This is a genomic window from Halobacterium hubeiense (genome assembly GCF_001488575.1).
In the GTDB taxonomy this organism is placed as follows: Archaea; Halobacteriota; Halobacteria; order Halobacteriales; family Halobacteriaceae; genus Halobacterium; species Halobacterium hubeiense.
Genome location: NZ_LN831303.1, coordinates 248,456 through 269,802 on the forward strand (window position 1 = coordinate 248,456; position 21,347 = coordinate 269,802).

The following is a 21,347-nucleotide window of genomic DNA, read 5'->3' on the forward strand; positions in this document are numbered from 1 at the left end:
TCCGCAGGTCACGCGGTTATTTAGAAGCGATTTTCCATAGCGGACTAGTTGCCTACCCCTGTTGACATCTGTCCCAGAGGCCAAGTAATCTCACATCCCAGAAAGCGCCTTGATGCATACACGCTCTGTATCTCGCACGCAATTTGTATCAGTTTCTAAGGATTTTAACAGAGCCACGAAAGCAAAGTTGATATAGAGGATAATTTTGGAAAAGCACTCAGTCCTGTCAGACGGTTCTAAGAGCTATTTTCGCCTAGTGAGTTATCTACCACATACAGTTCATATGAGGGAAGGTCGAATGAAGCTGTATTCTGTCCGTCTTTGCTTCTAAATTTTATTTCAGTCCACACCTCACCACCGGTTGGATCGAATCCATCTAACCGATACTTGTTCTCACCATCCATCAGATGGATCACTTGCTCATGATCTGGCTTACCATCCCCTGTTACGTCTTGTTTCACTGTTGCTTCTAACGCTGTATTCTTCGGGATATCTGCCCCCAGATTAATCGCAACCGGACGTGATGAGACACTTTGTTTCTTTGTCTCAACGGAGAGGTTTTGAGGATATTTGGGGATTTCTATATTTGCACCTTTGTACTCTTCGGGATTTATCGACCGAGCAATTGACAAATGCCTTTCTCCCTCTTCTGCTTGGTTTAGTTCTTCTTTAAGAAAGGTGCCGTACTCATAGTGAATATCGGCATTCTGCGGCTCCAATTGCAGTGCCGATTCAAAGTGTTGTTTGGCTTCCTGAGACTCCGAAAATTCGTCATTTAGAAGGTTTGCATAATTCAAATGTGCCAACGTATGGCTGGGGTCAATTGATAATGACCTCTCAAAGTGTTGCTTTGCTTCTGTAGGCCGATTAAGATCTTCCTTCAGCAGAACACCGTAATTATTGTGTGCCGGTGCATGATTAGAATGCTCTTTCAGCGTTTTCTTATAGTATTCTTCAGCTTCTTCTGGCCTATCAAGGTCCCTGTGTAACACTAATCCAAGATTGTAAAGTGCTTCCACAAATTCAGAATCAAGTTCTAAAGCTCGTCGGTAGTAATCTGCAGCAGCTTCTGGACGGCCTAATGACTGTTGAAGTAATAGGGCATAGCTATAGTATGCCTCCAGAAATTCTGGATCGTACTCAATTGCTTTACGTAAATGGATCTCAGCTTCTGTTGGATTGCCCTGATGCTTTGCGAGCAATAGTCCATAGTTGAAGTGAACCTCGGGAAATGTGGGATCCAGATCTAATGCCGCTTTCCATTGATCTATCGCTAATGAGATACGGCCCCATTTCGAGAACGCAGCCCCGGCATTCAGGTGAGCTATCGGCTGTGTATATGTAGGCAACGACTCCTCCTCTGATAGAAGCACATCAGACAATTCTGAAGCATCGTCACGAGCACGGACCTGAATTGCTTCAAGTTGTATGTCGTGGATATAATACTGTGTTTGGCGAGAAACGAGATCCTTTCCCCGAATATCTATCCATTGTCTTTTTTCTTTAAGTTTCTCAACAGACTTACGAAATCGTCCTCGGTCACCACTTAGCAGTTCAAGGTAGATTGTACGGACGAGCTTAGAATAATACGGTAAATTTAGATCATACAATAACTTCATCGATGCTAATACATACCATTCGTCTCTTGAATCTGATTGAAGTGCTTCATACTGTATACGCCAGAGATCTTCAACATTATCTGGTAAAGCCTCTACATCGCTAATAGTGAGTTCGTCGTCGGTAGTTCCGAGTACGGCATCAATATAAATCGGTGCAGAGCGAGAAGCGGTTTGGTCAATTAAGGCTTCAAGCACTTCATTGGTTGCTGACACATCGTATTTGTCTGCCATCCGAACTGCGAGATCGTGTATGAAATCAAGACTTACATTTTCGACCCTTAGTTCCTCAAAATCATACCAGACACTTTGTTCGTCGTCAAATGAAGCAGGAAGATTTCCGGGTACATTGTGGAGTTGTCCTGATCGTGCCTCCAACAGTGCGTATAGAGTATGCCCATTCGAATTGAGAGTGTGTGACAGTTCATGTATGGTTGATTCAAGAACTAGACTCTCTCCTCCTTCGTCTATTCGGTGAATGTCTTCCCAAACGAGTAGCACATCTCCGGTAAATTCTTCGCGTGTGATTCCTTTTACATCAGCAGAATCAAGCATTCGTTCATCAGGCAGCAAAATGTGATCGACCGAATCCTCAGGGAGACGATTGATAAAAGCAGATAAGATACGTGTTTTTCCCGCACCAGATGGCCCGACGACTACATATCTACCGGGGTCTGGGTTCTTGGGAACTTCCTGCCTGTCAACAAATTCTATAGCATTTTCTGGCAGGAGCGTACTTATCACACTTTCCCGGTCTTCAGGGAATGAGTAAAGGGTGTACGGGCGTCGGTACGCGAGTTGATCGAATTCCTCCCGAATCGCAGCCAATTCGTCAAGAGCATCAACCTGAAATTCAGCCTGAAGTTGCCGGGACAGTTCTTCATTTTGGATGACTCGATCACGAAAATCGTCAACGACGTTCCGAAACTCCTCACTCAATAGTTTTTTGAGCTCCTCATTCGCTTCCTTGTCTAAATTCACATCTTCGACTTTATTGATTTCTTCAATTAGCCAGGTGACGGCTTCTTCCTCAGATTCGAACACAATTTCTGTAAAATCAATCTGCTCAGCGACTATGTCCCAATGGAATGCTAAAGACTGTAGTTCAAGATGATCCAAGTCTTTAGCTCGGCTCTTAATCCGGTCAATCAAAGAGCGATTGAACTCGGCCGCAAGCTGCCCGAACTCGTCGTTTATTTGGGTGTTCCGTGTTACCTCGTCTAGTTTCTCATGCACATCCGATTTGGTGGGAACTGTTCGGTTAGCGAGTACAGAAAAGAGAACCGGCGCTATTTCCAAACCAGTCATTGACATATCATTACCTGTCCAATCGTCATAAAACCCTCCACGCTAACTACGACACCGCTAATGACTGGTGCCTTGTGAAAACCAAGAAGAATCTAATGTTTCTGGCGGATCAGCAAGATCTAACGTCACTTCATCGTCCTCGAACGCGCGGGTGAATCTGTTCGCCTTGACGAAGTTCTCCGAACTCAAATCATGATCCAGTTCCTCGGCACCCAGCACGTTCGCTACCGTCCACATGTTGTACATGAGGACGGCGAACTTGAAGTAGAACATCCGGGTCGCTAGCCGGGGCGATCCCGACTGCGCCAAGAAGTCGTTCTTGAGCTTCCGGTAACTCGTCTCGACCCCCCAGCGGTTGCGAAAGTCGGTGGCCAGCTCCAACGGGTCGACGTCGTCGTCATCAAGCGGGATATTCGTGTAGAAGATGATCCAGTTGTCGGTCGGATCATCGGGTTCACCCTGACGAAGTCGTGACCGCTTCTGGGACTTCACAGTGAACAACCAGTGCTTCTCGTCGTCGATCCCGCCGAGGCCGTGAGGCACCGCTTCAGCCTCACTCTCCTTGGCAACTGCGAGCCGCTGGAGCCCCTCGATCTTCTGACCCGTGTCCGGGGCCTGGATGATGAACCCCGTCCCGGTCGACTCGAGCGCACGCACCGAGTCAGTGGTATAGAATCCACTGTCCAGGTAGGCCCGGTTGAACGACGTCACCTGCGCGGCGTACCGGAGCAGCCGGCGCACGAGCGTTCCCTTGTCGGTGTCTGCCCGCGTCGGGACGGCTCGCATCGTCATCGGCGTGTTCGTGCCGACGAGAGCGAGCGTGGTGAACTGCCACGAGTAGTAGAAGTTCCGCTGGGGCTTCGTCTTCTGGATGTCTCGGCTGGCGTCACCCTGTCCGTACCACCCCCAGTCCGTACTGTCGATGGCGACCTCGTTGGTGTCGTCGAAGTACTCGTGCTCGAAAGCGATGTCGAACAGGGCACCGTTGGCCTGTCGGAACATTCGCGTGACGGTGTCTGGGTCGAACTTCAGAAGCTGGTGCCGGACGTTACTCGGGTCGACCGAGTTATCCGCGCCGATCCACGGCTTCAACTCCATGTTCTCACACGCCTGGTTCATGTGGATGTCGTGGATCGCCGCGCTAACGAATACCCGCAGGAGGAAGTCCCGCTTGAAGCTGATACTGTCGTCGCGGTCGAAGCTGAGGTGTCGGAAGACTTCAGCTCGGAGTTCACGGCTGAGCCTCTTGATGTACGGTGGCTTCCGTTCCTCAGTGTCCGGCGACGGCAGATCAGCGAACTGGTCGGCGTAGTGAGAGTCCTTGATGGCAGTGAGGACCTGCGCGACGACGCGGTCAAAATACCGCATCTGCCGTTCGGTCAGCCGATCGCCGAGCCGGTTCAGCGTGGGTTGGCTCACCGTCTCCGTGACTTTCAGCCGGTCCCGGAACTCAGCGTCATCTAGGTTCTTCGCCACATCCGTCTCCGATTCATCGGTCAGCCGGAGGTAGAGGTACACGCGGAAAAACTCCAGCGCGTCGAGTTTGCGCGAGAGGTCCTCGTGTTCCTCGACGCCGATGAAGAGATCCCGCAGCGGGAGCCGGCCAATCGCGCGGGCGAGATCGCCGTCGGCCCAGTGGATGGCGGCGTAGAGCGCCTGCGGGAGGTTCACCCCCTCGTAGGGCGGGTCGTCGCCGGGGACCAGCGGGGCAGCACCCCAGTCGCCGTCCTCGAGGTAGTACGACTCGGGGAACTGGCCTGCTTCGGAGACTCGGACCACGTCGTCGTTCTCGTCGAGGTCGCCGGGAAACCAGTCGGTATCGACGAACGCCCCGCGGGCGAAGTGGTAGAGTTCCGTTTGGTTCTCGTCGGATTCGTCGCTCATTCGTCACAAACCGCCTCTCGGAGTTCCTCGTACAGATCTGGGTGATTCTTCTTCAGAATCTCGGCATCGGTTTCCAGCTCGCTGATTCGTTGCCGCACGCGTGAAGCGGACTCGTACCGCTTGCTGTCGGCGACGTCTACCTCTCCGCTGATACGGTCACGATCTGTCTTAGTCATGATTGCCGTAACTCCCATACCGCCATTCGTTGGTGGCATACAACTTAGACATTAGGTTATATCGCCATAAAGATTAGCTCATAGCACCACATTAGCTTATAACCTAACCTTTATTGTCGCGGCGATACATGTCTCTGGTAAGAAGCACGGGACGCCGGTCAGAAGTTGGCCGGGACGGGTTGCAGCCCGTCCGACCGTGCTTCGTGGAGACGAAGCATGTCAATGAAGACATCCGCCGGACTTCAGGATTCCGGCACGACGGACGAATCGACCACCGAAAACGTGGAAGCTGACCTCGATCTTGCGGAACTGATCGAGCAGCACGAAAACATCGACTGGAGCGACGTGCCAGGCATCAGTGCTGCGGAAGCCGGTGCGTGGACAGCACGTCTGATCGAGGCGCGCGACACGGTTCAGGAGGGTCTGTGATGCAGCGTCGTCAATTCCTCGCCGCGACCGCCGCCCTCGCTGCGCTCCCACAGGCCGCGACCGCTGACACGGGTCGCGCCGAGGAGATCGTCGAAGACCGGAGCGTCACCGACGACGGGACGTACTCGGTCACGGACTGTGGCTCCGTTCCAGGCGGGCTGAACAACGTCCACGTCACAGCGGACATGAACGACGGCCCGCTCGAGGTCGAAGGCGTTCACGAAGAGAACGGCTGGAGCGGCGTCGGACTCCGGTGGAGGTCCGGCCCCATCGAGGTCGGCACCGGCCTCGAACCCGACGACGCCCGCGACCTCGCCGCCCGGCTGGTGGTCGCCGCCGATGCTGCCGAAGGCAACCTCGGTGGAGGTGACGCCTGATGCAGCGCCGCGAGTTCCTGGAAACGGCCGCGGCGGTCGCCGGAGCAGCTGCCGGCGATGTCCCCGACATCGAGATCGCCGACCAGCAGAACCGTCTGCTGGAACTGGCAGATCGTGACGACGCCGAGCGGTGGGCCTACCAGACGACGCGCAACCTCGCACACGTCCGCTCGGGGTTGGTGAATGCTGAACTCGACGCCCTGTGTGAGGAACCGACCGGCACCGTCGAAACCTACTCCGTCGGTCGCGGTGGCGTCCCGCTCGGCTTCGAGGTCAGTACCGACGACGATGAGTCCGTCGGGACGCTCGTGCATCTCTCCGCGGAACAGGCCGAGGCGCTGGCCGTCGACCTGCTGGAACAGGCGCACGCCGCGAGGGAGGAAGCCGATGAATAGCCCCCGCATCACAGCCCGTATCGTCCGCACGGAGAACGGCGAGAACTACACGGAGTACCGCGTCGGCGGCGTTTCGTATCCCTCGGCTGAGGCGGTCGAAGCGGCGCTTGAAACACGCTAACCCTCACAAAATTATGATTGAAGACATCGACCGCGACGTGTTCGTACGGATTCAGACCGACCTACTGGTGGTCGGAGACAGCATCATGACTGACCGGCACCACGCCTCAAACGGCAACTACGAGGACGACGATCCGCAGAACCAGATCGGCGGCATCATCCCCGCCTTCCCGCTCTCGGGGTGGCTTCGTCACGGGATGGAGGAAACCGTTCAGGAGTACGGCGGAACGGCCTGCCATCCCGGAGAAGCCAACGCGAACTTCATGAAGGACGGCGTCTACGACCGCGACCTGGACGCCGGCTACCACGAGAAGGGCGCGTGTACCGACGACCCGAAGGAGGACGACGGCTGTGTGGTGTTCGACCTCTTCGGTGGCTTCGGTGGCGTCCCCGGCAAGGTGATGCGCCGCCCGATCAAGTTCAACCCTGTCCGTTCCAGCGTGGACTACACGCGCGGCCAGGCTGAGGGTCACTACCGCCGGCTCAACCGGAACGTCGTCTCCCGCAATCGGGAGGACAACCGTGAACCGCTGCGGAACGCGGAGATTGACGCCGTCGCCAACCTCGATGGCTGCTGGCACCTCTCCTTCCGGGAGATGAAGCCGGAGTTCATCGGCCTGCTGGCCGAAGGCATCGACTTCCTCGATGCTCACAAGACGGACTTCATGCACCAGCTGGGCGGTGCCCGCAACTTCGGTGCGGGGATCGTCGACTGCGAGCTCATCAACCCGCTCTACGAGGAGCGCGAACTGAAGCGCGTCTTCGACCGCGGGAAAGGCAACACGAACGCGATGGGCGAGAAGGACGACCAGTGGGCCGAAGAGTACCGCCCGGCGTTCGTCGACGCGCTCGAGGAGCGCATCGAGGAGGGACCATGAGCGATGACGCGATGGTGGCGGTCTACCGCCACGATGCGCACAAGATGAACGGCCAGCCTCACGACTACGCCCCAGAGACGTTCGCAGGCGTTCCCGTGAACCAGACGGTCTCCCACGGCGCGGACGGTGATGCGTCGGCGCTCAGCCGGCCCAGCGGCCAGCCTGAGCAGACCGTCGAGAACCACGAGACACACTATCGGCTGTCGCTCATCGAGGGCGAGAGTCGGTACGACCCGCAGGAGTTCACGCGCAACGGCGTGGAGAGCGCCGTGAGAGAACTCCTGACCGAAGACGACCCAGAGACAATGCATCGGGCGTGGCTGGACAGCAACGTCGTCTCGGCGTTCACGGAGAGCGTCTACTACCCGTACACGAGTCTGAAGTACCACACGCTCCTCGTGGCGGCGCTGCTGGACAACTACCGCGACGGCCACGAGTTCGCCGACCTCCGGCTGGTCGTCGACGACGCCGACGAGATCGTCCCTCACCAGACGGTCTACGCGGGCGAGGAGTTCGCCCTGCGGATCGACGTCGACGCCCGAGGCCAGCCGTCGGCCCGCCTCGGAAGTCGCCCCTGGCGGTCGTGGGCGTCGGCGTGGAACCGCCTGGAGGCACACCCGCTGGATGCCGATCACGACAAGTACGACATGGTGCTGGACGCGAATCTCCGCCGGATCGGCGCGTGGTCGACCGCGCTCCAGTACATCGAGGACTTCCGGGAGGTGTTCGACCAGTGACGCGCATCCAGCAAGTCCAGTGGGAGCTGGAGATGGACTACATCGGCCACCCGTACTACGTCTCGGGGAACGCGATCCTCCACGCACTCGGCCAGCACGTCCCGCACGACGTCCACCAGCACCTCCACGCCAGTCACGGGGTGTTCGTCCCCGGCCAGTTCGGGACGTTCCCCGAAGAGCACTCACAGAGCGGCATCCGACCGTACCTCGGGAGCGGGCTCCCGGACGTCGAGAGCTACGATGACCTGTTCCTGATGCGGAACCCGGCCCATCGCTGGCTTCTCGACAGCCGTCCGCGAGACGCGCTGAACACCCACGACATCCGCCCGCAGAGCGGGCACCCGGCGCTGTCCCACGAGACGATCATGGGCAAGCCGGAGGACGCTCGCAAGCAGCAGCAGACGACGAAGTGGTACATCAACGCCTACCTGCACGCCGATGACCCCGATGCGCTCCCGCTGGGCGAGGACGTGCTTGACGGCCTCCAGTTCGGGGGCAAACGGAACTACGGCTACGGCATCACGCGGCTGAAGGACACGCAGGTTGTCGACCTCGACGATCTGGACTACTCCCGGCTCGAAGACGGCGAGGCCTTCCTCGTGGAGGTGACGACGCCGTTCGTGCTGGAGTCGGAGTACCCCAAGGCCGCCGACCAGGACGTCCCGTGGTGGTGGAAGGAGAGCCGACGCGATCTCCGTGAGCGAGAGGAGAAGATCCTCGAGCAACGGGAGGTCTACAAGCTCCAAACCGTCGACCACGGGCAGGTCGTGAAGTACGAGGGCGACCGCCCCATCGAGACCGCGAAGAGCGGCATCCTTCGGGTCGGCAGTCACTCGAAGTACGGCTTCGGAGAGTTCCAAGTGAAGCCGGTCGAACCCCGGTCAGATCAGTGTAAGAACTCATAGAAGAACGGCGAAATAGCGGAGTGAGAAATCCGAACGATGACAGGTGAATCGGCGACTAAACATCACGCGGTTCCGTGAATAAAGAAATCGTATTCACAACAACTGATATCGACGAATGAGGGCCGATTTATCCACTTTTTCTTGTAGAATTTCGATATTAGGTATGGGGATTTCTTTGAGCCGATTACTGTCTACTTCGCGTACGCATCACTGCAATACCGATTCCGAGGAACATAATGAGGGCGGCAATTGGTTCGATCCACGGGAGAAGCGCTGACTCACCGGAGACAACCTCATCGTAGAACGCTCCAATGGTTGCACCACCAAGAAACACAAGCCAGCCAACGGTTCGTCCCACCATCCAGTTCTCCGTGCGTGATTGATACACCACGATAAGCCACGCAACCACAAAGAGGCCGCCCGCCAGAAGCGTCACCCAGTCCATAATCATCAATACTCAGTCCAAAAAGAAAAATCCGGCTCAGTTGGAATCCTTCAAACTAGGTAGCAAGGCGGATTCCCTGACCCACCGTACGCGGGGCCGTTGACATCTGAGAACGTCTACGTCGCAGTCAGCGTCTCCTCAATGATAACTGAGCGCGTCTGTGTGTGGACGACACGGACAGTAATCTCGTCCCCCTGAGTAATTGGGCAAGCGCCACCAATAATACGGAATGCGATTTCATCGCCCGGTGCGTACTCCGAGTTGTGAATCGCGTTCGGGCCAGGGACGCCGTCCCAGCCATATGCTCGCTGGTCGAAAATATCATCCCCCTCAATATTTGACTGGTCGATATCATTACCGCCGGAGGATACTGGCAGGTCAACTAATCGACCTTGTTTCCCACAGGCACCCGATGCATCTACAACGACTTCCATATTGGACACTTGTATCGTGTCACCCGCAACGTGAGTTATCCGAATAATTCCATCATCATTCCCCGCTTGAGGGACCAATTCGCCACTTGATTGACCGACAATCGGCGCGGGCTGATTAACTTGGTCAGCAAACCCAAGTGCAAACACCGAAATTGTCGCGGCAAGGAGCACCACGATAGCGACCAGGAAAATATTCCCTATAACCGGTGAAACCGCTCGTGACGACGAACCCATCGTGGTTTCCTTTTATTAGTCCTGTACAAATTAGTTTATAGTCATCTATACGCTAACCAGGCGTGGAGAACGGGAAATTGCTGCTCGTCGCGACTGGGAAACCCAGTACGTCGACCTCACCGAGTAACATCGCTGTTTCAAGCGATCAGGGACAGGTAGATGCCACTCGCCCCAGCAACACGGCTTCCTTCGCGTGGGAGGCGCTCGGTAGCTCCGTGGACTCACTCAAGCAGGCCGAGTTCAGTGAGGCGGTCTTCGACGTGTTTCAGTGCGGACTGTGCATCCTCAGATTCATTTGCGCCAGTAATGACGAGTTTCCCACTGCCGAAGAGGAGGACGACAACGTCGGGGTCGTCGAGACGATAGACGAGCCCGGGGAACTGTTCGGGTTCGTATTCGACTTGCTCTAAGCCCAGGCCGATCGCAATCGCGTTCAAGTTCAACGATTGTTCGAGACTCGCACTGGAGACGATATTCTGCACCGTAACAGAAGGATTGCTCGCAACATCAATCCCTAACGCACGGAGGTCATCGAAGACGATTTCGAGGGCTTTGTGAACACCATCGACGCTTTGCGCGCCGGTGCAGACGACTTTCCCCGAGTCGAATATCAGCGTGGCTGACTTCGGCTCCTGAAGGCGGTAGACAACCCCAGGGAAGTCCTCTGGATTGTACTCCGCGCCATTGAGGTCGATACCGAGCTGGTCAAGAGCGAGTTCCTGGCCGAGATCACTGGATGCAACAACGTTCTGGATTTCGATCGTGTCCGCCAGCGTGCTCATACGCGGTATTCGTCGGACAAACTCTTAAATAGCAGGTGGAACTGTGTGGCGCTGGTAAGACCCTCAACGGCTAACTCGGCCTGAAACCTCCAAAGGCAGATCTCTCTCGCAGTGAATGCCCCCGCCGCTCACGGCGGAGAGAACGTCACTTATCTAGTGCATTGCCGCGGGCTTAATCCTCGAATGATTCAGCCCGCTCCGGCTAGAATCCTACTGCATCAAGAGGGGAGTGGATGTATCCAGAGTGCGGTGGCGATACCGCATAGCAGTACGACGTCGCCCAGCGGTGTGAAGATTGGGCCCGGGGTTGCGAGGAGGTAGACCGGCTCAAACGGTGGCCGAACCATCGGTGCAAGTTCGAGTGCTGACTGGACAGCGAAGACAACGATGATGGCTTTCGCGATGGCTCGCCTGCCAAGACGTGGCCCGGTGACGAACAGTACCGCAAGGAGGAACGACGCCTCGAATAGCCACCGAACTGGTGTGTTTCCGAGTGGAATTCCAGCGTTGAGAGCCCAGGTTGAGACGGTCATGGCGGTTGGGTCGGCGGTTACCCTCCGAACAAGTGCGGTGAGGAGGGCGGTGATCCAGCTCGCGGTGACGAGGCCGATGACCGCGACGAGTGCAGCAACACTGGCTGCGACGACGCCGCGCCGCACCGTGAGGCGTGGGGCGATGTGTGTGTCAGCGACCAGCACAGGTTGTGGGTCGGACGATGACTCCGCGACTACCACGTTTTCGAGGTTCGTGACAAGCCAGTCGTACCCGTCGTGGTAGGCGAGCCAGACTGCAGTCGCAATCGCGAGAACGGTTACAACGCTCTCGAGGGGCGCCACGAGGATAGAGAGGGGGGATGACAAGATAGCGCCACCTAGCATGGCCGTCCCGAGCGTTACGAGGAGGTCGACAACGTATACGAGGGCCGCGCCAGCAGCGACCGACCAGCGTGTCGGCTGTCGGACGAAGATGCGGACAGCCAGCAGTAACGGCGCGAACACAAGGATTGTCCCGACCCAGTTAATTAGGAGGCCTGGCAGGAGGTCCGGGAGTGGTCCGAGCGTGCGGTTTGTCGCAGCTGTCCGACTTACTGTGAGGAGGATGGACAGGAGGGCGGCCAGCGCGCCGGCGATAACGGCGGCACTGATGTCGTGGCGGCTGGCGTTGAAGTCAGGGTGCTTCATGCTTCACAGAGGGGGCTACCATGCCCGATCTCATTAACAGTTGTTGCAAATACGATTGCTTTATTCGCGTGGACGGCGTCGTATGCCGCTCCACGCATAATTACTAGGTAACCACTGAATAACCAATCCCGTGTTTTCAACTACTGATAAAGTAGATCATATTGCCAACAACTGTCACGGCACCGCTTGTCGGCCCCCTTCTCTTGGCGTTGTATTGGCTACTCGACGTTTATGTAGTTCCAGCAAAAGCACTCGGTATGGACAAGACGCCTCCAACCCGCCGGGATGTCCTCTCTGTGCTTGGGGTTGGTCTGACCGCCGGGCTCGCCGGCTGCAATCGCCTCACAGACACTGGCTCCTCGCCGGATAGGTCGGCGCAGACGGGAACCAGTAGTGGCGACGCAGATATCACGGTCAGTATCTTGACTGAGTCCCAGCCAGCACAGCTCCCTCCACTCTGGGACGACCATCGCATCGAGGACTTTCAGGCCGCGTTCACTGTCGAGACGAGCGGCGCCCCGTCACAGGTCACAGTTAGTACCGGCAGCGTCGAGATCAACAGAGAGTCTGGGCAGTGGGATAGTGATTCTGTGACCGTTCAGCCCGGCCAGATGGCTGCCGGCGAACAAGAGTTCACGGCGAACGCTCGAAAAAACGAGACTACAGTAGCGGATACGGCGACCGCAAGGAAACCGGTGCCGGGCAACTACAAACTCGATGTAGTTCCGGAACGAAACGAAGCACTCCGACAGACAATCCAGACCAACAGCGACGAAGCAAATTATCTCGACGACCGCGGCGGATTCACCGAAGACGACCCAGTCTTCAGCTCTTACAGCAGCCACGAACACGTAGGGTTCGACAAACTCGGCGTCGATCTCGTCGCACTCGAATGGCGACACGACAACGACTACGAAGAACTTTCTCCAGACCCAAAAACAGACCCTAATATAGAAACAACACAATTTATCCAAAGCATAGGCACAGATACAGGCGACCCGGAGATACAGGCGATAAAGAACGGAGAAAAAGGTGTAACCACTTATCCAAACGGGGAGTGGAACTCTCAAACCAGAGATGGTGGTAGTTTTGACTACGAAACGTTCGCGAACGCAGAAACAGTAGGTGAGGCGCTTGATGGACTACACACCTACCTATTCAACTGGCAGGCCATCAAAACCGATATCGGTCCAAGGAGTGATGAGGACTTCATCTATGCACCGACACTCGAACAAGCGATCGAACAGAAAAATAACAACAATTTAGAAGCACACGGGTGGGACTTCGACCTCGACTCACACGGAAACGGCCTAATCTACGGGAAGAACCCCGATGGCAGTGACGAACTCCGAGTAATGGAAACCGTCGCCAATCCAGTAACAAGTACTCCACAAACCATACACGAACAAAGACATCCCTTAGTCGAGGATTCGAACTACCTCAACCCGGATCATGAAGAATTCAACAAATACTGGCACCCACTCAGATTCGGATGGGACGGCTACAGCAACAGCCAAAGATGGAACTTTGAAGAAGAGAAAAGAAAAGCATCAGTCACCGTAAGAAACATCGCATCCTCGCTCCATCCCGAGGACGCTGCGGGTATAGCAGCCAGAGACCAGAATTCCTTAGGAATGACTACAGAATACCTCCAGGACTTTACTGAAAAATTGCGTACATATAATCAGAACGATGCGGACTTCCAGGAACTATACAACCAGTCCAAGATACTGGACAAGCTCTTCAGAGATGAAGAAAACAACCACGTAATCTATGGCGGCACGGAGAACCCTCAGTATGCGGTGGTAGAAGATAGCTCAGTAATTGAAGAGGTCTGGAAGGATGAGCAGGGTCGCTACGATGACTTCGACCAGTTTCTCCGCGACAACCCCAGCCACAGCACAGCTCTGGACGACGGCAATCCAACACTGGACCGAGACGCAAAATAACTCCAGCAGCACCCGCTAAACAAAGCCCAAATAACGGATTATTCGGGTGAGAGCTCGAATTCAGGGACGGGAGGGTTATAATTTCAGCTAAAGCCGCCCTCGTGGTAGGAACGACAATATTCATACGGGTGTTCCTGGTATCTGTGCGACGTGCCCTCCACACGACGCCGCTTTCTGGTGCAGACGAGCAGTCTCGGGGGACTTGCGCTACTGGCTGGCTGTGCTGGCTGGAACGCTGATACGCCCATGGTTCCGACACTCGAAATAGCGATCGAGAATGCCACGGAGGACGCCCACGTATTCCATGTTGCCGTTGAAACGGGCGATGGGCTCGGACAGTGGGCCTCACGTGAGATCCCGCCAGAAACGCGCGAGGTTGTCGAGAGAGAGCCAGACGCTAAGTACGATTCCGTGGTCATCCACGGGATTGTCGACGACCAGACGACACGGGGAGAAATACTCGATATTGATGGAACGGACCGGACTGAGATCTGCCCTCGCATGGTCTTCCGGTACAACACCGAAAGCGGCCCGGCAATCCTGCAAAGCTCCGATATTCGCTGTTGAGCGCTCCTTCAACGAATTCCATCGAGAGGGGAACCCTCCCAAACGGAGATGTCGAGAGTGCCTGTGACAATCTGGTATCGACTGACGTGCAGCCTGTGAATCAGTAGACGGCCGTTTCGGCTGGACAGATTGCGGCGGACGCCATTCCAGGTGTTGACTCTCCTTAACCAACATTCGGTGGTGGGATTCGAGTTTGTTGGGTAATGTGGGCTGGCGTCTGGGGGACTGCCGGCGTCACAGTGTTGTGACGCCGGAGGCCGGGATGGGTGTGACACCAGCGACGAAACGAATCGCCGCGAAATCCCGCCAAAACAAGGGCTGTGAGTACGGGCTGTGAGTACACCTACCGGTAGCCAGATGCGGAATACAGTGGGTCGTGTGGTGTGATTCGGATCGGCTCAGTTCGAGTCGATCGTCGTCATCACACCCGGCCGCTGAGCCGGCGTCACAACACAGTGACGCCGGCCCGGTCGTTCCTACGCCTACTCGTGTTTCTGGGCCTCCTCCAACTCCGCATAGTATTCACGATACTCGTCGATGTCCGCAACTAACTCCAACTCACCATCCCGGCCACGCCGGAGCGTTAGCAGGTTCTCGTCGTCACGCGCGCCCCAGTCGTGTTTCTCGTCGCGATGGGAGGTGAGCTTCGCCGTCCACTGCATCGTCCGCTTAATCGTCTCATTCGGCCACTCACTCCGATCGGTCGTCTCCCGGAGGATCGCTCGCACGTCACTGGAGGAGAGGACGAGCTGCGAGCCTCCTCTCGTGTCTGCGTGGCCGCCAAACTTCGGGAAGACGAGCGTAGCGCGGGCTTTGTTCGCGGAGAGGTCTCCGCCGGCTTTCCGCATGGCAATCTTGCGCTCGATAGGAAGTTCGTCGCCGTCGAACTCACCGCGAACGACGACGTTGGCTTCGCCGTCTTCGAGGCGTTGGACGCGTTCTTCAAGCAGCTCGTGCGTATCGGCCTCGACGCGGTCGCGAATCGCTTGGTACGGTTTGACCGTGTTGCCTGCCTCCGAGGACGTAATAGCTAATTCCGTTGGGTCGGGGCCAGCCCACTCAATATGGGGCCGCCGGTCAAGTTCGTCTTCAAGACGACTTACTCGGTCCTGGAGGCGGTCATTTTCCGCGTGCAGGGCGTCGTTGTCAGCTTCTAGCTCAGTTATGCGGTCCTGGAGGCGTTCGTTCGCGGCTTTGCGCTGCTCGGTCTCCGTTTGGAGGGCTTCGATGGTCTCGTCTTTCGCCTCCAGGTTCGCTTCGAGGTCGGTAACGTCGTCTTGTAGTTGTTCCGTCTTCGCAACCGCGTGCTCGTAGTCGCGATTGAGGTCGCGGACGCGGTCGTGGAGGCGTTGGACTTCCCCGGTGAGGGTCTCGAAGGCGGCTTCGGGATTCCCGTTCTGGAACTGCTCGCGGGCGTCCGTAATTGCATCTGGCTGGTCACTCGTACTCACGCATGATCACCCCTGTTGGCCGTGGGTTCCGCTTGCCGTGGTGGGTACTGTGGTGGCTCACAGGACCCGCATGGTCGTTTGTCGTGGTCGCGTGCGTCTGCGAGCGTGTGTTCGTCGACGAACGGCAGCACTTCCGGGCAGGCGGGAATTCCACCGAGATCGGCGTGGTAGGCATCGCCGTCCTGTCCAAACCACACGCGCGTCGATGCTGCCCCAGTCTCACGCTCGGACTCGGGAGTCGGCTTGGAGTCGGGAGTCGTCTTGGAGTTGGTTGTGGTGGTGTTGGGTTGGCAGTTCCGGCAGACGTGGTAGTGGTCGGGGACGTGTTTGCGAGCTATCGGCTGGTACGTTGGCGCGTCAATCTGGGGTGGAGTACAGCGTGGGTGGACTGGACTGTCATCGCTGGGTAAGTGGACGGTGTGGTGGTTGCTTCGATTCGTCCGCAACCGCAGTACGTACGCGCTAGGATCGGTGAGGTCAATCCCGGTGTAGGCCTCGACGACTGCGCGACAGCTCGGGCAGACGAGATACCCCTCGGGCGTGGGTGTGAGGTTCTTCCGGAGCCGGACTTCGCCACAGTCCCGGCACGTCCGCGTCTCCTGAGGCTCACTCTTGAGGGTATGGGGGTTTTGCGGGCAGTCCTCCCGGACATGCGTGCGGAGGTCCTCTGGGTTCGCGAAGTCGCGGCGATGACAGTGCCCGCACTCCAAATGCGTCACTGGCATCTTACACGCCACCCCCATGGAGGCGCGCCACTAACTCGCGGAGTCTTGGGATTGCGGTCTCTGGGCTTGGGGTTGATGGTTGGGCGGGGATCGTCGCGTGAAACCCACCCTTGTAGGCGTGCCAATCAACGCCATCCCGGACCGCCCGCCCCTGGTATGTTCGCATCGTTTGGCTTTCTCCGTCACGGGAGACGTATTGGACGTGAATGCGTGGCTGCTCGCCCACGCTGTCGGCTCGCCGCACTGCAAACAACCGCGGCGACGCACTCGTCTCCATCCCCAACGCAACCTCCGACCGCGTGAGGGCTCGCGGCCCACGCAGAACCCGCTGGTCGGGGGAGGTCGGGTGTGTGGCTGGCATTACCGACGCACCCCCCGGTCGTCTCGGTGTTCTGGGTGAGTTGTGTTGCTCTGGGTGAGGGTGATTTCGGCGTGGATATCCAGTTGCGTGGTGAGGGTTCTTACGTACGCTTCGAGGAATTCGAGCCCGCGTTTCGTCGGCGTGTAGTGGTTACTGCGGCCGTCCCTTTCGTCGGTGGTTTTTTCGAGAGCGCCGGCTTCGACGAGTTGATCAAGGTTCTTGTACAGGCGGCCACGAGTGATTTGGTTGTAGCCGGTCGCTTCGAGTCGCTCCCGGATTGCCAGCCCGTACGCTGTCTCATCCGGCCGGCCGTTGAGTTCGTAGGCAGCGGCGAGCGCGTCCCGCTGGAACCCGCTCAACTCCGTGTAGTTCGTCGCTTCACCATCCTGCTGGGTGGTTGGCTGGCCACCATCCGTCACGGGTTGGGGTTCCGCGAACGCCTTCAGTGGGATATCTTCGAGTGCGCACCCACACGGCTCTGCACTCGTTTCGCCCGACGGCCGGCGTGAGATGGAGTTGAGTGGGGTGTTGCAGCGGGGGCAGTTGTAGAGTTGTGCGTCGGAACGCTCTTGTGCGCGTGCAATCGAATCGTACATGAGCTTCGTACCGGGTTACGAGGCTCCATGCGGGCCCGCTGTCCGAGCAGCGGGGTCCGCGACTTCTCACGTGGACCCACCGCGTAGCGACGAGTCCGCAGATTGCCTCGTTAATTCAGTTATTTGTAGTAATCCACTTATTTGTTTTGCTGAAACTAGCTCAACCACTGAAGCAAATAACAGACACCTGATAATTTATGGCCGGGCCACAGAGAAAGCCAGTATGGGTGGCCGACCTCCTGACACAACTGACCGAGAAATCTTGGTTCTCTTTCGAGACGCTGACGATCCTGTTCTTTCAACCTCGGATATAGCTGATCAGCTCTCATACAGTCTTCAAGGGACCCTGAGCAGACTCACCACTCTTGAACAAGAGAAGGTTCTCGACTCACGTAAGATTGGAAATGCCAAAGCATGGTGGCTCACTGATGCTGGACAGCGATTCCTCGAAGACACAGACGCCGACTTTGCTACCGACCTCGAAAATTCGTAGCTGTTAATTTTGCTCTTCCGTTGACGATGGTAGAAGTGTAGCAAAACGCCGCCAATGGGTTCACAGGTCCGAGTCAAAACGGTAGTACTCTTGCATTCAGTCTTAACCAACAATAGCTACGAATACTCTGGTCTGTTGGTTAAGACGATATTGACTGAGCCAACCTAAGCTACCCGCAACTGCCGGACCAAGTGAACATTAACCCACTCTCAACCCAGCCTCTCAGAGAACCCACGCCAAACCACGCAAGCCGCCAAATATCCGTTCACACGGAATTCCCGATCTCGTGTGTATCTCTCGGAAACCAGTTCTCTTAACGCGTAACCCCGTGGGTGTCCGGCTAGGTCGGGAGAAAGGACGGAAATCCAGTGACCTATTGGAATGCTACCAGCTATTCATCATCATCCTCGGGTTCGCTGCCCTGATTTGCACTCAGGGCGTCGGTCGAACCTTTTTGCATCGTACTTCCTTCAGCCTCCGGGATCTCCTCGTCATCGCTCATGTTATTGTCTTACACGACTGGAACTAAAAGAGTTCCCCCAAGTAGGAGTGTTAGGCCTATTATCGATAGACGAGCAATTGTCTCAACATCCTTGGCCCGTTCACCTGCTTTACCTCTGGCATTTTTGACCCAATCAGAGTATCCAGTAGTGAGAATCCATTCTAAATACTTTTCCTCCCCCATATCGTGGGCGTTTGCCACATCTATTGTTGATTCTTTGGGACCACCATCGACCTCCCTTCCACGTTGTTCCCATAGACCAAGAATAACTGCAGCCAGTAGCAATACTGCTCCAGAAGACATAATCACAAACAGATTGAGGGGAATGTCGACGCCTGTAGAGGAGAGAAGACCGACAAATATTGTAAGTATAATTCCATCGAATCGGGCGATTCTGTTTGCTCGTTCAGCCTGTTCCTCGAAGTCACCTAAGTGGTGGTCAAGAGTATGCCGAATATCCTCGTGTTGTCGCCTTAGGCGTCTAAGTCGGGGTGACTCTCCATCTATATTGACCTCAATATTCTGCTCCTGCTTGTCCATTATCGGAAGCGATTAGTTGAACCCTCTTACAACTTGCTCAGGTCAATCGACCTCTGTGAGTGCTTTATCCTTGACTCATTATCTGGAAGAGGTGCTGAAGCAGTAGAATTCCCGGCTTTAGATAGCGTCCTCTCCTGCATAGATGTCGTCAATGAGTTCACGGTCGGTAAATGCATCTGTCATTCTATCCAATATCTCGAACGCGATATTCATCCGTTCAGGCACATCATCTCTCCACCAGTCCAAATGAAAGTGCGTCCCGTGGGCGACTTCGTTACGTAGTCCCCTAAAATTCGCTAACCTTCCTTGAGTCTGCTTAGATAAAATACCACAGTTAACAAGAAGCTGTTCTCTGTGGCCCTGACTCATACCCGAATACAAGTAATCAAATGCGCCATTCTGGAACTCTTCCTTTATTACAAACACCAGAATCAGATGCGTTGAAAGATCCTCTATTACTGCGTGTGTTTGGATTATTAGCTGGAATAATTCATCTTTTACACTTCCAATATTTCCCCAGTCATCCCATTCATCAAGTATCGATTCCCAATCTTCTTCCAGATGAGAAACCCGCATTCTGAGACGGGTACTGTCATCTGAGTCCTGATAGCGGTCAGCCATATGATTAGTGAGGTGCAGTGAAACAAAAAAGTGGGCAAAGAATGATTTTGCATACCTCTGTGGAGCCGGTTGCGAGTGCGGCTGCAGAACGGTGGGGAGTGTTTTGGATTGGTGGCCTTAGCCACACGCTCCGCGTTCTGTTCGAGTGCTTTTGCTAACCAACAACCGGCCTTTCTGCCAGCGAGTGTTGGTTAGCCAGATCGGGCAGTCATCATCGGAACTAATTGGGTGTTGCTTGTCGGCGCTATATGCACACTACGTTCGTTAGGTGGCTGTTCGGACTGCTCGCAATGACGGGACAGCGACTTCTCACGTTGAACCACCGCGTAGCGATGGGTCCGCAGATTCCCTCGTCAGAACGGTGGTACTCTCGCATTCAGTCTTAACCAACAGTAACTGCGAATACTCTGGAATGTTGGTTAAGACGGTATTGATTGAGGAGACTAAGCTACTCGCAACTGCCGGACCGTGTGAACATTAACACGCTCACGACCCAGTCTCTCAGAGAATCCGTGCCAAATTAGGTAAGTCCCCGAATTCTCCCAAATCCCCGTTCATACGGGATTCCCGATCTCGTGTGTACATCTCGGAAACCAGTTCTCTTAACGCGTAACCCCGTAGGTTCACGCGGAAATCCGCTTTCGGGGTATCCTATGAATAGCTAAGTACAGAGGGTGTACTTAGCGATAGACCGGTTCTAGGGAAATAGCGTCATACCAGTATAAACGCGGTGTGGGTCGGCCGCATCCTCTGAGGGACGTTCAGGGAGCGGGCGTTCCAAATACAGTAACTACTAGTAGATTTGTAGCAGGCAAGATATGCCGAGTTTTCGCGGTTTCAGGGCTATATACTGGAAATTTTGTGTGTGATTCACCAGCTCTGGATTTGCTTTCTACACACCGAGGTACCGAGTAGAATATCCGATACGTAGAGATGCACCGTCAAGAGTCGCGCCACTTGTGGCCACACTCGACACAAGTGAACAGCCGGACCTCGTAGGAGCCGCCGGGCTTCGGTATCATCTCGTAGTTGGCCCGGTCGCTGTCGCAGTCGTCGGCCGGACAGGGCTCCTGCATCGTCTCGGTGGCGTCCTGGGTCGCGTCGGCGACGGCGGGTGCCCCGTCGTCGCGCTGTCCATCCTGGGTCGTCATCGCGGCTTCGGCTTGCGAGTCACGCGGCTCCTCGTTCCCACAGGAGCGACACACCCACGTGTCGCCCTCCGTGCGCATCATCGAACTACACCTATCACAGAAGTTCATATATCGTGGGGGTACACGGTTGTCGAATATATGTGTTAATTTCTAATCCGTCGTGGATTTCAGGCAACTGCTCGTGCTGGCTGTACTGAGTTATTTGAATTAGGCAAGAACTGTGTTTGGTGGTTGCAGACGGTCGTTCAAACGGTCACCGGACCACGCGATTGAAGGTCCACGTCGGGGAGCAGACGCCCGACCGGGACCAACAGAAAGGCAAGTCCACGTATGGCGTCCGTGGACGGCTACGTTCGTCGGGTTACACATGGCAATGTCCTCAGCCACCGATGGCGTCATCGGACGCTCCAACTACCCAATCGCGTAACTGGGTGGTGTCTCTCGATTCAATCTGAGAGTCCCCTTACTGTTATCTGTTGTGGTTTTGTAA

General features: G+C 55.9%; 21 protein-coding genes and 1 pseudogene. 10 read left to right on the forward strand and 12 right to left on the reverse strand.

Annotation, left to right across the window (positions count from 1 at the left end; translation table 11 throughout):
* Positions 1 to 236: 236 nt before the first annotated feature.
* From HHUB_RS16200 to HHUB_RS14260, 3 genes are read right to left on the reverse strand one after another with little or no spacing between them, the layout of a single operon-like run.
* A complete protein-coding gene (locus HHUB_RS16200; RefSeq protein ID WP_157534020.1) occupies positions 237 to 2,930 on the reverse strand; it encodes a tetratricopeptide repeat protein in 2,694 nt (897 codons plus the stop codon).
* 51 nt (positions 2,931 to 2,981) lie between these two features.
* Positions 2,982 to 4,808: a transposase gene (locus HHUB_RS14255; protein WP_059058680.1), complete on the reverse strand. Its 1,827-nt coding sequence runs from the start codon at positions 4,806 to 4,808 to the stop codon at positions 2,982 to 2,984.
* Entirely contained in the window at positions 4,805 to 5,002 is a 198-nt protein-coding gene (locus tag HHUB_RS14260; RefSeq protein ID WP_059058682.1) for a hypothetical protein, read from the reverse strand. Before HHUB_RS14260 ends, HHUB_RS14255 begins: the two co-directional genes overlap by 4 nt.
* A 198-nt stretch (positions 5,003 to 5,200) precedes the next feature.
* On the opposite strand from HHUB_RS14260, the gene HHUB_RS14265 reads away from it, so the two are divergent.
* From HHUB_RS14265 to HHUB_RS14290, 6 genes are all read left to right on the forward strand, one after another.
* A complete protein-coding gene (locus HHUB_RS14265; RefSeq protein ID WP_197570665.1) occupies positions 5,201 to 5,413 on the forward strand; it encodes a hypothetical protein in 213 nt (70 codons plus the stop codon).
* A complete protein-coding gene (locus HHUB_RS14270; protein ID WP_059058685.1) occupies positions 5,413 to 5,790 on the forward strand; it encodes a hypothetical protein in 378 nt (125 codons plus the stop codon). The genes HHUB_RS14265 and HHUB_RS14270 overlap by 1 nt, the downstream gene beginning before the upstream one ends.
* Entirely contained in the window at positions 5,790 to 6,185 is a 396-nt protein-coding gene (locus HHUB_RS14275; protein WP_059058687.1) for a hypothetical protein, read from the forward strand. The genes HHUB_RS14270 and HHUB_RS14275 overlap by 1 nt, the downstream gene beginning before the upstream one ends.
* A 134-nt stretch (positions 6,186 to 6,319) precedes the next feature.
* Positions 6,320 to 7,183 (forward strand): hypothetical protein, encoded by an 864-nt coding sequence (locus tag HHUB_RS14280; protein WP_059058689.1) that lies wholly within the window; start codon positions 6,320 to 6,322, stop codon positions 7,181 to 7,183.
* On the forward strand, positions 7,180 to 7,920 hold the full coding sequence (locus HHUB_RS14285) for a hypothetical protein (protein WP_059058691.1): 741 nt from the start codon (positions 7,180 to 7,182) through the stop codon (positions 7,918 to 7,920). Before HHUB_RS14280 ends, HHUB_RS14285 begins: the two co-directional genes overlap by 4 nt.
* A complete protein-coding gene (locus HHUB_RS14290) occupies positions 7,917 to 8,825 on the forward strand; it encodes a hypothetical protein (protein WP_059058693.1) in 909 nt (302 codons plus the stop codon). Before HHUB_RS14285 ends, HHUB_RS14290 begins: the two co-directional genes overlap by 4 nt.
* A gap of 184 nt (positions 8,826 to 9,009) precedes the next feature.
* Here HHUB_RS14290 and HHUB_RS14295 read toward each other — a convergent pair whose 3' ends face one another.
* The gene (locus tag HHUB_RS14295) at positions 9,010 to 9,270 is read right to left on the reverse strand and encodes a hypothetical protein (RefSeq protein ID WP_059058825.1); all 261 of its coding nucleotides are present in this window, start codon (positions 9,268 to 9,270) and stop codon (positions 9,010 to 9,012) included.
* A 116-nt stretch (positions 9,271 to 9,386) separates the two neighbouring features.
* Positions 9,387 to 9,938, reverse strand: a complete 552-nt coding sequence (locus HHUB_RS16205; RefSeq protein ID WP_082687281.1) for a type IV pilin — start codon at positions 9,936 to 9,938, stop codon at positions 9,387 to 9,389.
* Between the two features lie 46 nt (positions 9,939 to 9,984).
* On the opposite strand from HHUB_RS16205, the pseudogene HHUB_RS16800 reads away from it, so the two are divergent.
* Positions 9,985 to 10,065, forward strand: a pseudogene (locus HHUB_RS16800) (PadR family transcriptional regulator); the annotation flags it as partial.
* 94 nt (positions 10,066 to 10,159) lie between these two features.
* On the opposite strand, the gene HHUB_RS14300 reads toward HHUB_RS16800, so the two are convergent.
* Positions 10,160 to 10,720: a TATA-box-binding protein gene (locus HHUB_RS14300; RefSeq protein WP_059058696.1), complete on the reverse strand. Its 561-nt coding sequence runs from the start codon at positions 10,718 to 10,720 to the stop codon at positions 10,160 to 10,162.
* 218 nt (positions 10,721 to 10,938) lie between these two features.
* Positions 10,939 to 11,901 carry a hypothetical protein gene (locus HHUB_RS14305; RefSeq protein WP_059058698.1) on the reverse strand — a complete coding sequence of 321 codons (963 nt, stop codon included), beginning with the start codon at positions 11,899 to 11,901 and terminating at the stop codon, positions 10,939 to 10,941.
* 257 nt (positions 11,902 to 12,158) lie between these two features.
* Here HHUB_RS14305 and HHUB_RS17395 point away from each other — a divergent pair, with 257 nt between their 5' ends.
* Both HHUB_RS17395 and HHUB_RS14320 read left to right on the forward strand, forming a co-directional pair.
* A complete protein-coding gene (locus tag HHUB_RS17395) occupies positions 12,159 to 13,850 on the forward strand; it encodes a FecR family protein (RefSeq protein WP_238324084.1) in 1,692 nt (563 codons plus the stop codon).
* A 246-nt stretch (positions 13,851 to 14,096) separates the two neighbouring features.
* Complete coding sequence (locus HHUB_RS14320; protein WP_059058702.1) at positions 14,097 to 14,417, forward strand: hypothetical protein; 321 nt, start codon at positions 14,097 to 14,099, stop codon at positions 14,415 to 14,417.
* 482 nt (positions 14,418 to 14,899) lie between these two features.
* Here the strand turns inward: HHUB_RS14320 and HHUB_RS14325 are convergent, their stop codons facing one another.
* The gene (locus HHUB_RS14325) at positions 14,900 to 15,868 is read right to left on the reverse strand and encodes a hypothetical protein (protein WP_059058704.1); all 969 of its coding nucleotides are present in this window, start codon (positions 15,866 to 15,868) and stop codon (positions 14,900 to 14,902) included.
* 1,085 nt (positions 15,869 to 16,953) lie between these two features.
* On the reverse strand, positions 16,954 to 17,373 hold the full coding sequence (locus HHUB_RS14330) for a helix-turn-helix transcriptional regulator (protein WP_059058706.1): 420 nt from the start codon (positions 17,371 to 17,373) through the stop codon (positions 16,954 to 16,956).
* Between the two features lie 400 nt (positions 17,374 to 17,773).
* Between HHUB_RS14330 and HHUB_RS16210 the strand changes: the two genes are divergently transcribed.
* Entirely contained in the window at positions 17,774 to 18,043 is a 270-nt protein-coding gene (locus tag HHUB_RS16210) for a winged helix-turn-helix transcriptional regulator (protein WP_157534021.1), read from the forward strand.
* A gap of 511 nt (positions 18,044 to 18,554) precedes the next feature.
* Here the strand turns inward: HHUB_RS16210 and HHUB_RS16805 are convergent.
* From HHUB_RS16805 to HHUB_RS14335, 3 genes are all read right to left on the reverse strand, one after another.
* Positions 18,555 to 19,085, reverse strand: a complete 531-nt coding sequence (locus HHUB_RS16805) for a hypothetical protein (RefSeq protein ID WP_157534022.1) — start codon at positions 19,083 to 19,085, stop codon at positions 18,555 to 18,557.
* A gap of 117 nt (positions 19,086 to 19,202) precedes the next feature.
* Positions 19,203 to 19,706: a hypothetical protein gene (locus tag HHUB_RS16810; RefSeq protein ID WP_157534023.1), complete on the reverse strand. Its 504-nt coding sequence runs from the start codon at positions 19,704 to 19,706 to the stop codon at positions 19,203 to 19,205.
* A 941-nt stretch (positions 19,707 to 20,647) separates the two neighbouring features.
* Complete coding sequence (locus HHUB_RS14335; RefSeq protein WP_059058708.1) at positions 20,648 to 20,965, reverse strand: RPA12/RPB9/RPC11 RNA polymerase family protein; 318 nt, start codon at positions 20,963 to 20,965, stop codon at positions 20,648 to 20,650.
* Positions 20,966 to 21,347 lie beyond the last annotated feature (382 nt).

Excerpts from the sequence above, each read along its gene's own strand:
- HHUB_RS14305 (WP_059058698.1), bottom strand. The coding sequence starts at position 11,901 with ATGAAGCACCCTGACTTCAACGCCAGCCGCCACGACATCAGTGCCGCC.
- HHUB_RS14275 (WP_059058687.1), top strand. The coding sequence starts at position 5,790 with ATGCAGCGCCGCGAGTTCCTGGAAACGGCCGCGGCGGTCGCCGGAGCA.
- HHUB_RS14300 (WP_059058696.1), bottom strand. The coding sequence starts at position 10,720 with ATGAGCACGCTGGCGGACACGATCGAAATCCAGAACGTTGTTGCATCC.
- HHUB_RS16805 (WP_157534022.1), bottom strand. The coding sequence starts at position 19,085 with ATGGACAAGCAGGAGCAGAATATTGAGGTCAATATAGATGGAGAGTCA.
- HHUB_RS14320 (WP_059058702.1), top strand. The coding sequence starts at position 14,097 with ATGGTTCCGACACTCGAAATAGCGATCGAGAATGCCACGGAGGACGCC.
- HHUB_RS16200 (WP_157534020.1), bottom strand. The coding sequence starts at position 2,930 with ATGTCAATGACTGGTTTGGAAATAGCGCCGGTTCTCTTTTCTGTACTC.
- HHUB_RS14265 (WP_197570665.1), top strand. The coding sequence starts at position 5,201 with ATGTCAATGAAGACATCCGCCGGACTTCAGGATTCCGGCACGACGGAC.
- HHUB_RS17395 (WP_238324084.1), top strand. The coding sequence starts at position 12,159 with ATGGACAAGACGCCTCCAACCCGCCGGGATGTCCTCTCTGTGCTTGGG.
- HHUB_RS16810 (WP_157534023.1), bottom strand. The coding sequence starts at position 19,706 with ATGGCTGACCGCTATCAGGACTCAGATGACAGTACCCGTCTCAGAATG.
- HHUB_RS14260 (WP_059058682.1), bottom strand. The coding sequence starts at position 5,002 with ATGGGAGTTACGGCAATCATGACTAAGACAGATCGTGACCGTATCAGC.
- HHUB_RS14335 (WP_059058708.1), bottom strand. The coding sequence starts at position 20,965 with ATGAACTTCTGTGATAGGTGTAGTTCGATGATGCGCACGGAGGGCGAC.
- HHUB_RS16210 (WP_157534021.1), top strand. The coding sequence starts at position 17,774 with ATGGGTGGCCGACCTCCTGACACAACTGACCGAGAAATCTTGGTTCTC.
- HHUB_RS14255 (WP_059058680.1), bottom strand. The coding sequence starts at position 4,808 with ATGAGCGACGAATCCGACGAGAACCAAACGGAACTCTACCACTTCGCC.
- HHUB_RS14285 (WP_059058691.1), top strand. The coding sequence starts at position 7,180 with ATGAGCGATGACGCGATGGTGGCGGTCTACCGCCACGATGCGCACAAG.
- HHUB_RS14270 (WP_059058685.1), top strand. The coding sequence starts at position 5,413 with ATGCAGCGTCGTCAATTCCTCGCCGCGACCGCCGCCCTCGCTGCGCTC.
- HHUB_RS16205 (WP_082687281.1), bottom strand. The coding sequence starts at position 9,938 with ATGGGTTCGTCGTCACGAGCGGTTTCACCGGTTATAGGGAATATTTTC.
- HHUB_RS14280 (WP_059058689.1), top strand. The coding sequence starts at position 6,320 with ATGATTGAAGACATCGACCGCGACGTGTTCGTACGGATTCAGACCGAC.
- HHUB_RS14295 (WP_059058825.1), bottom strand. The coding sequence starts at position 9,270 with ATGGACTGGGTGACGCTTCTGGCGGGCGGCCTCTTTGTGGTTGCGTGG.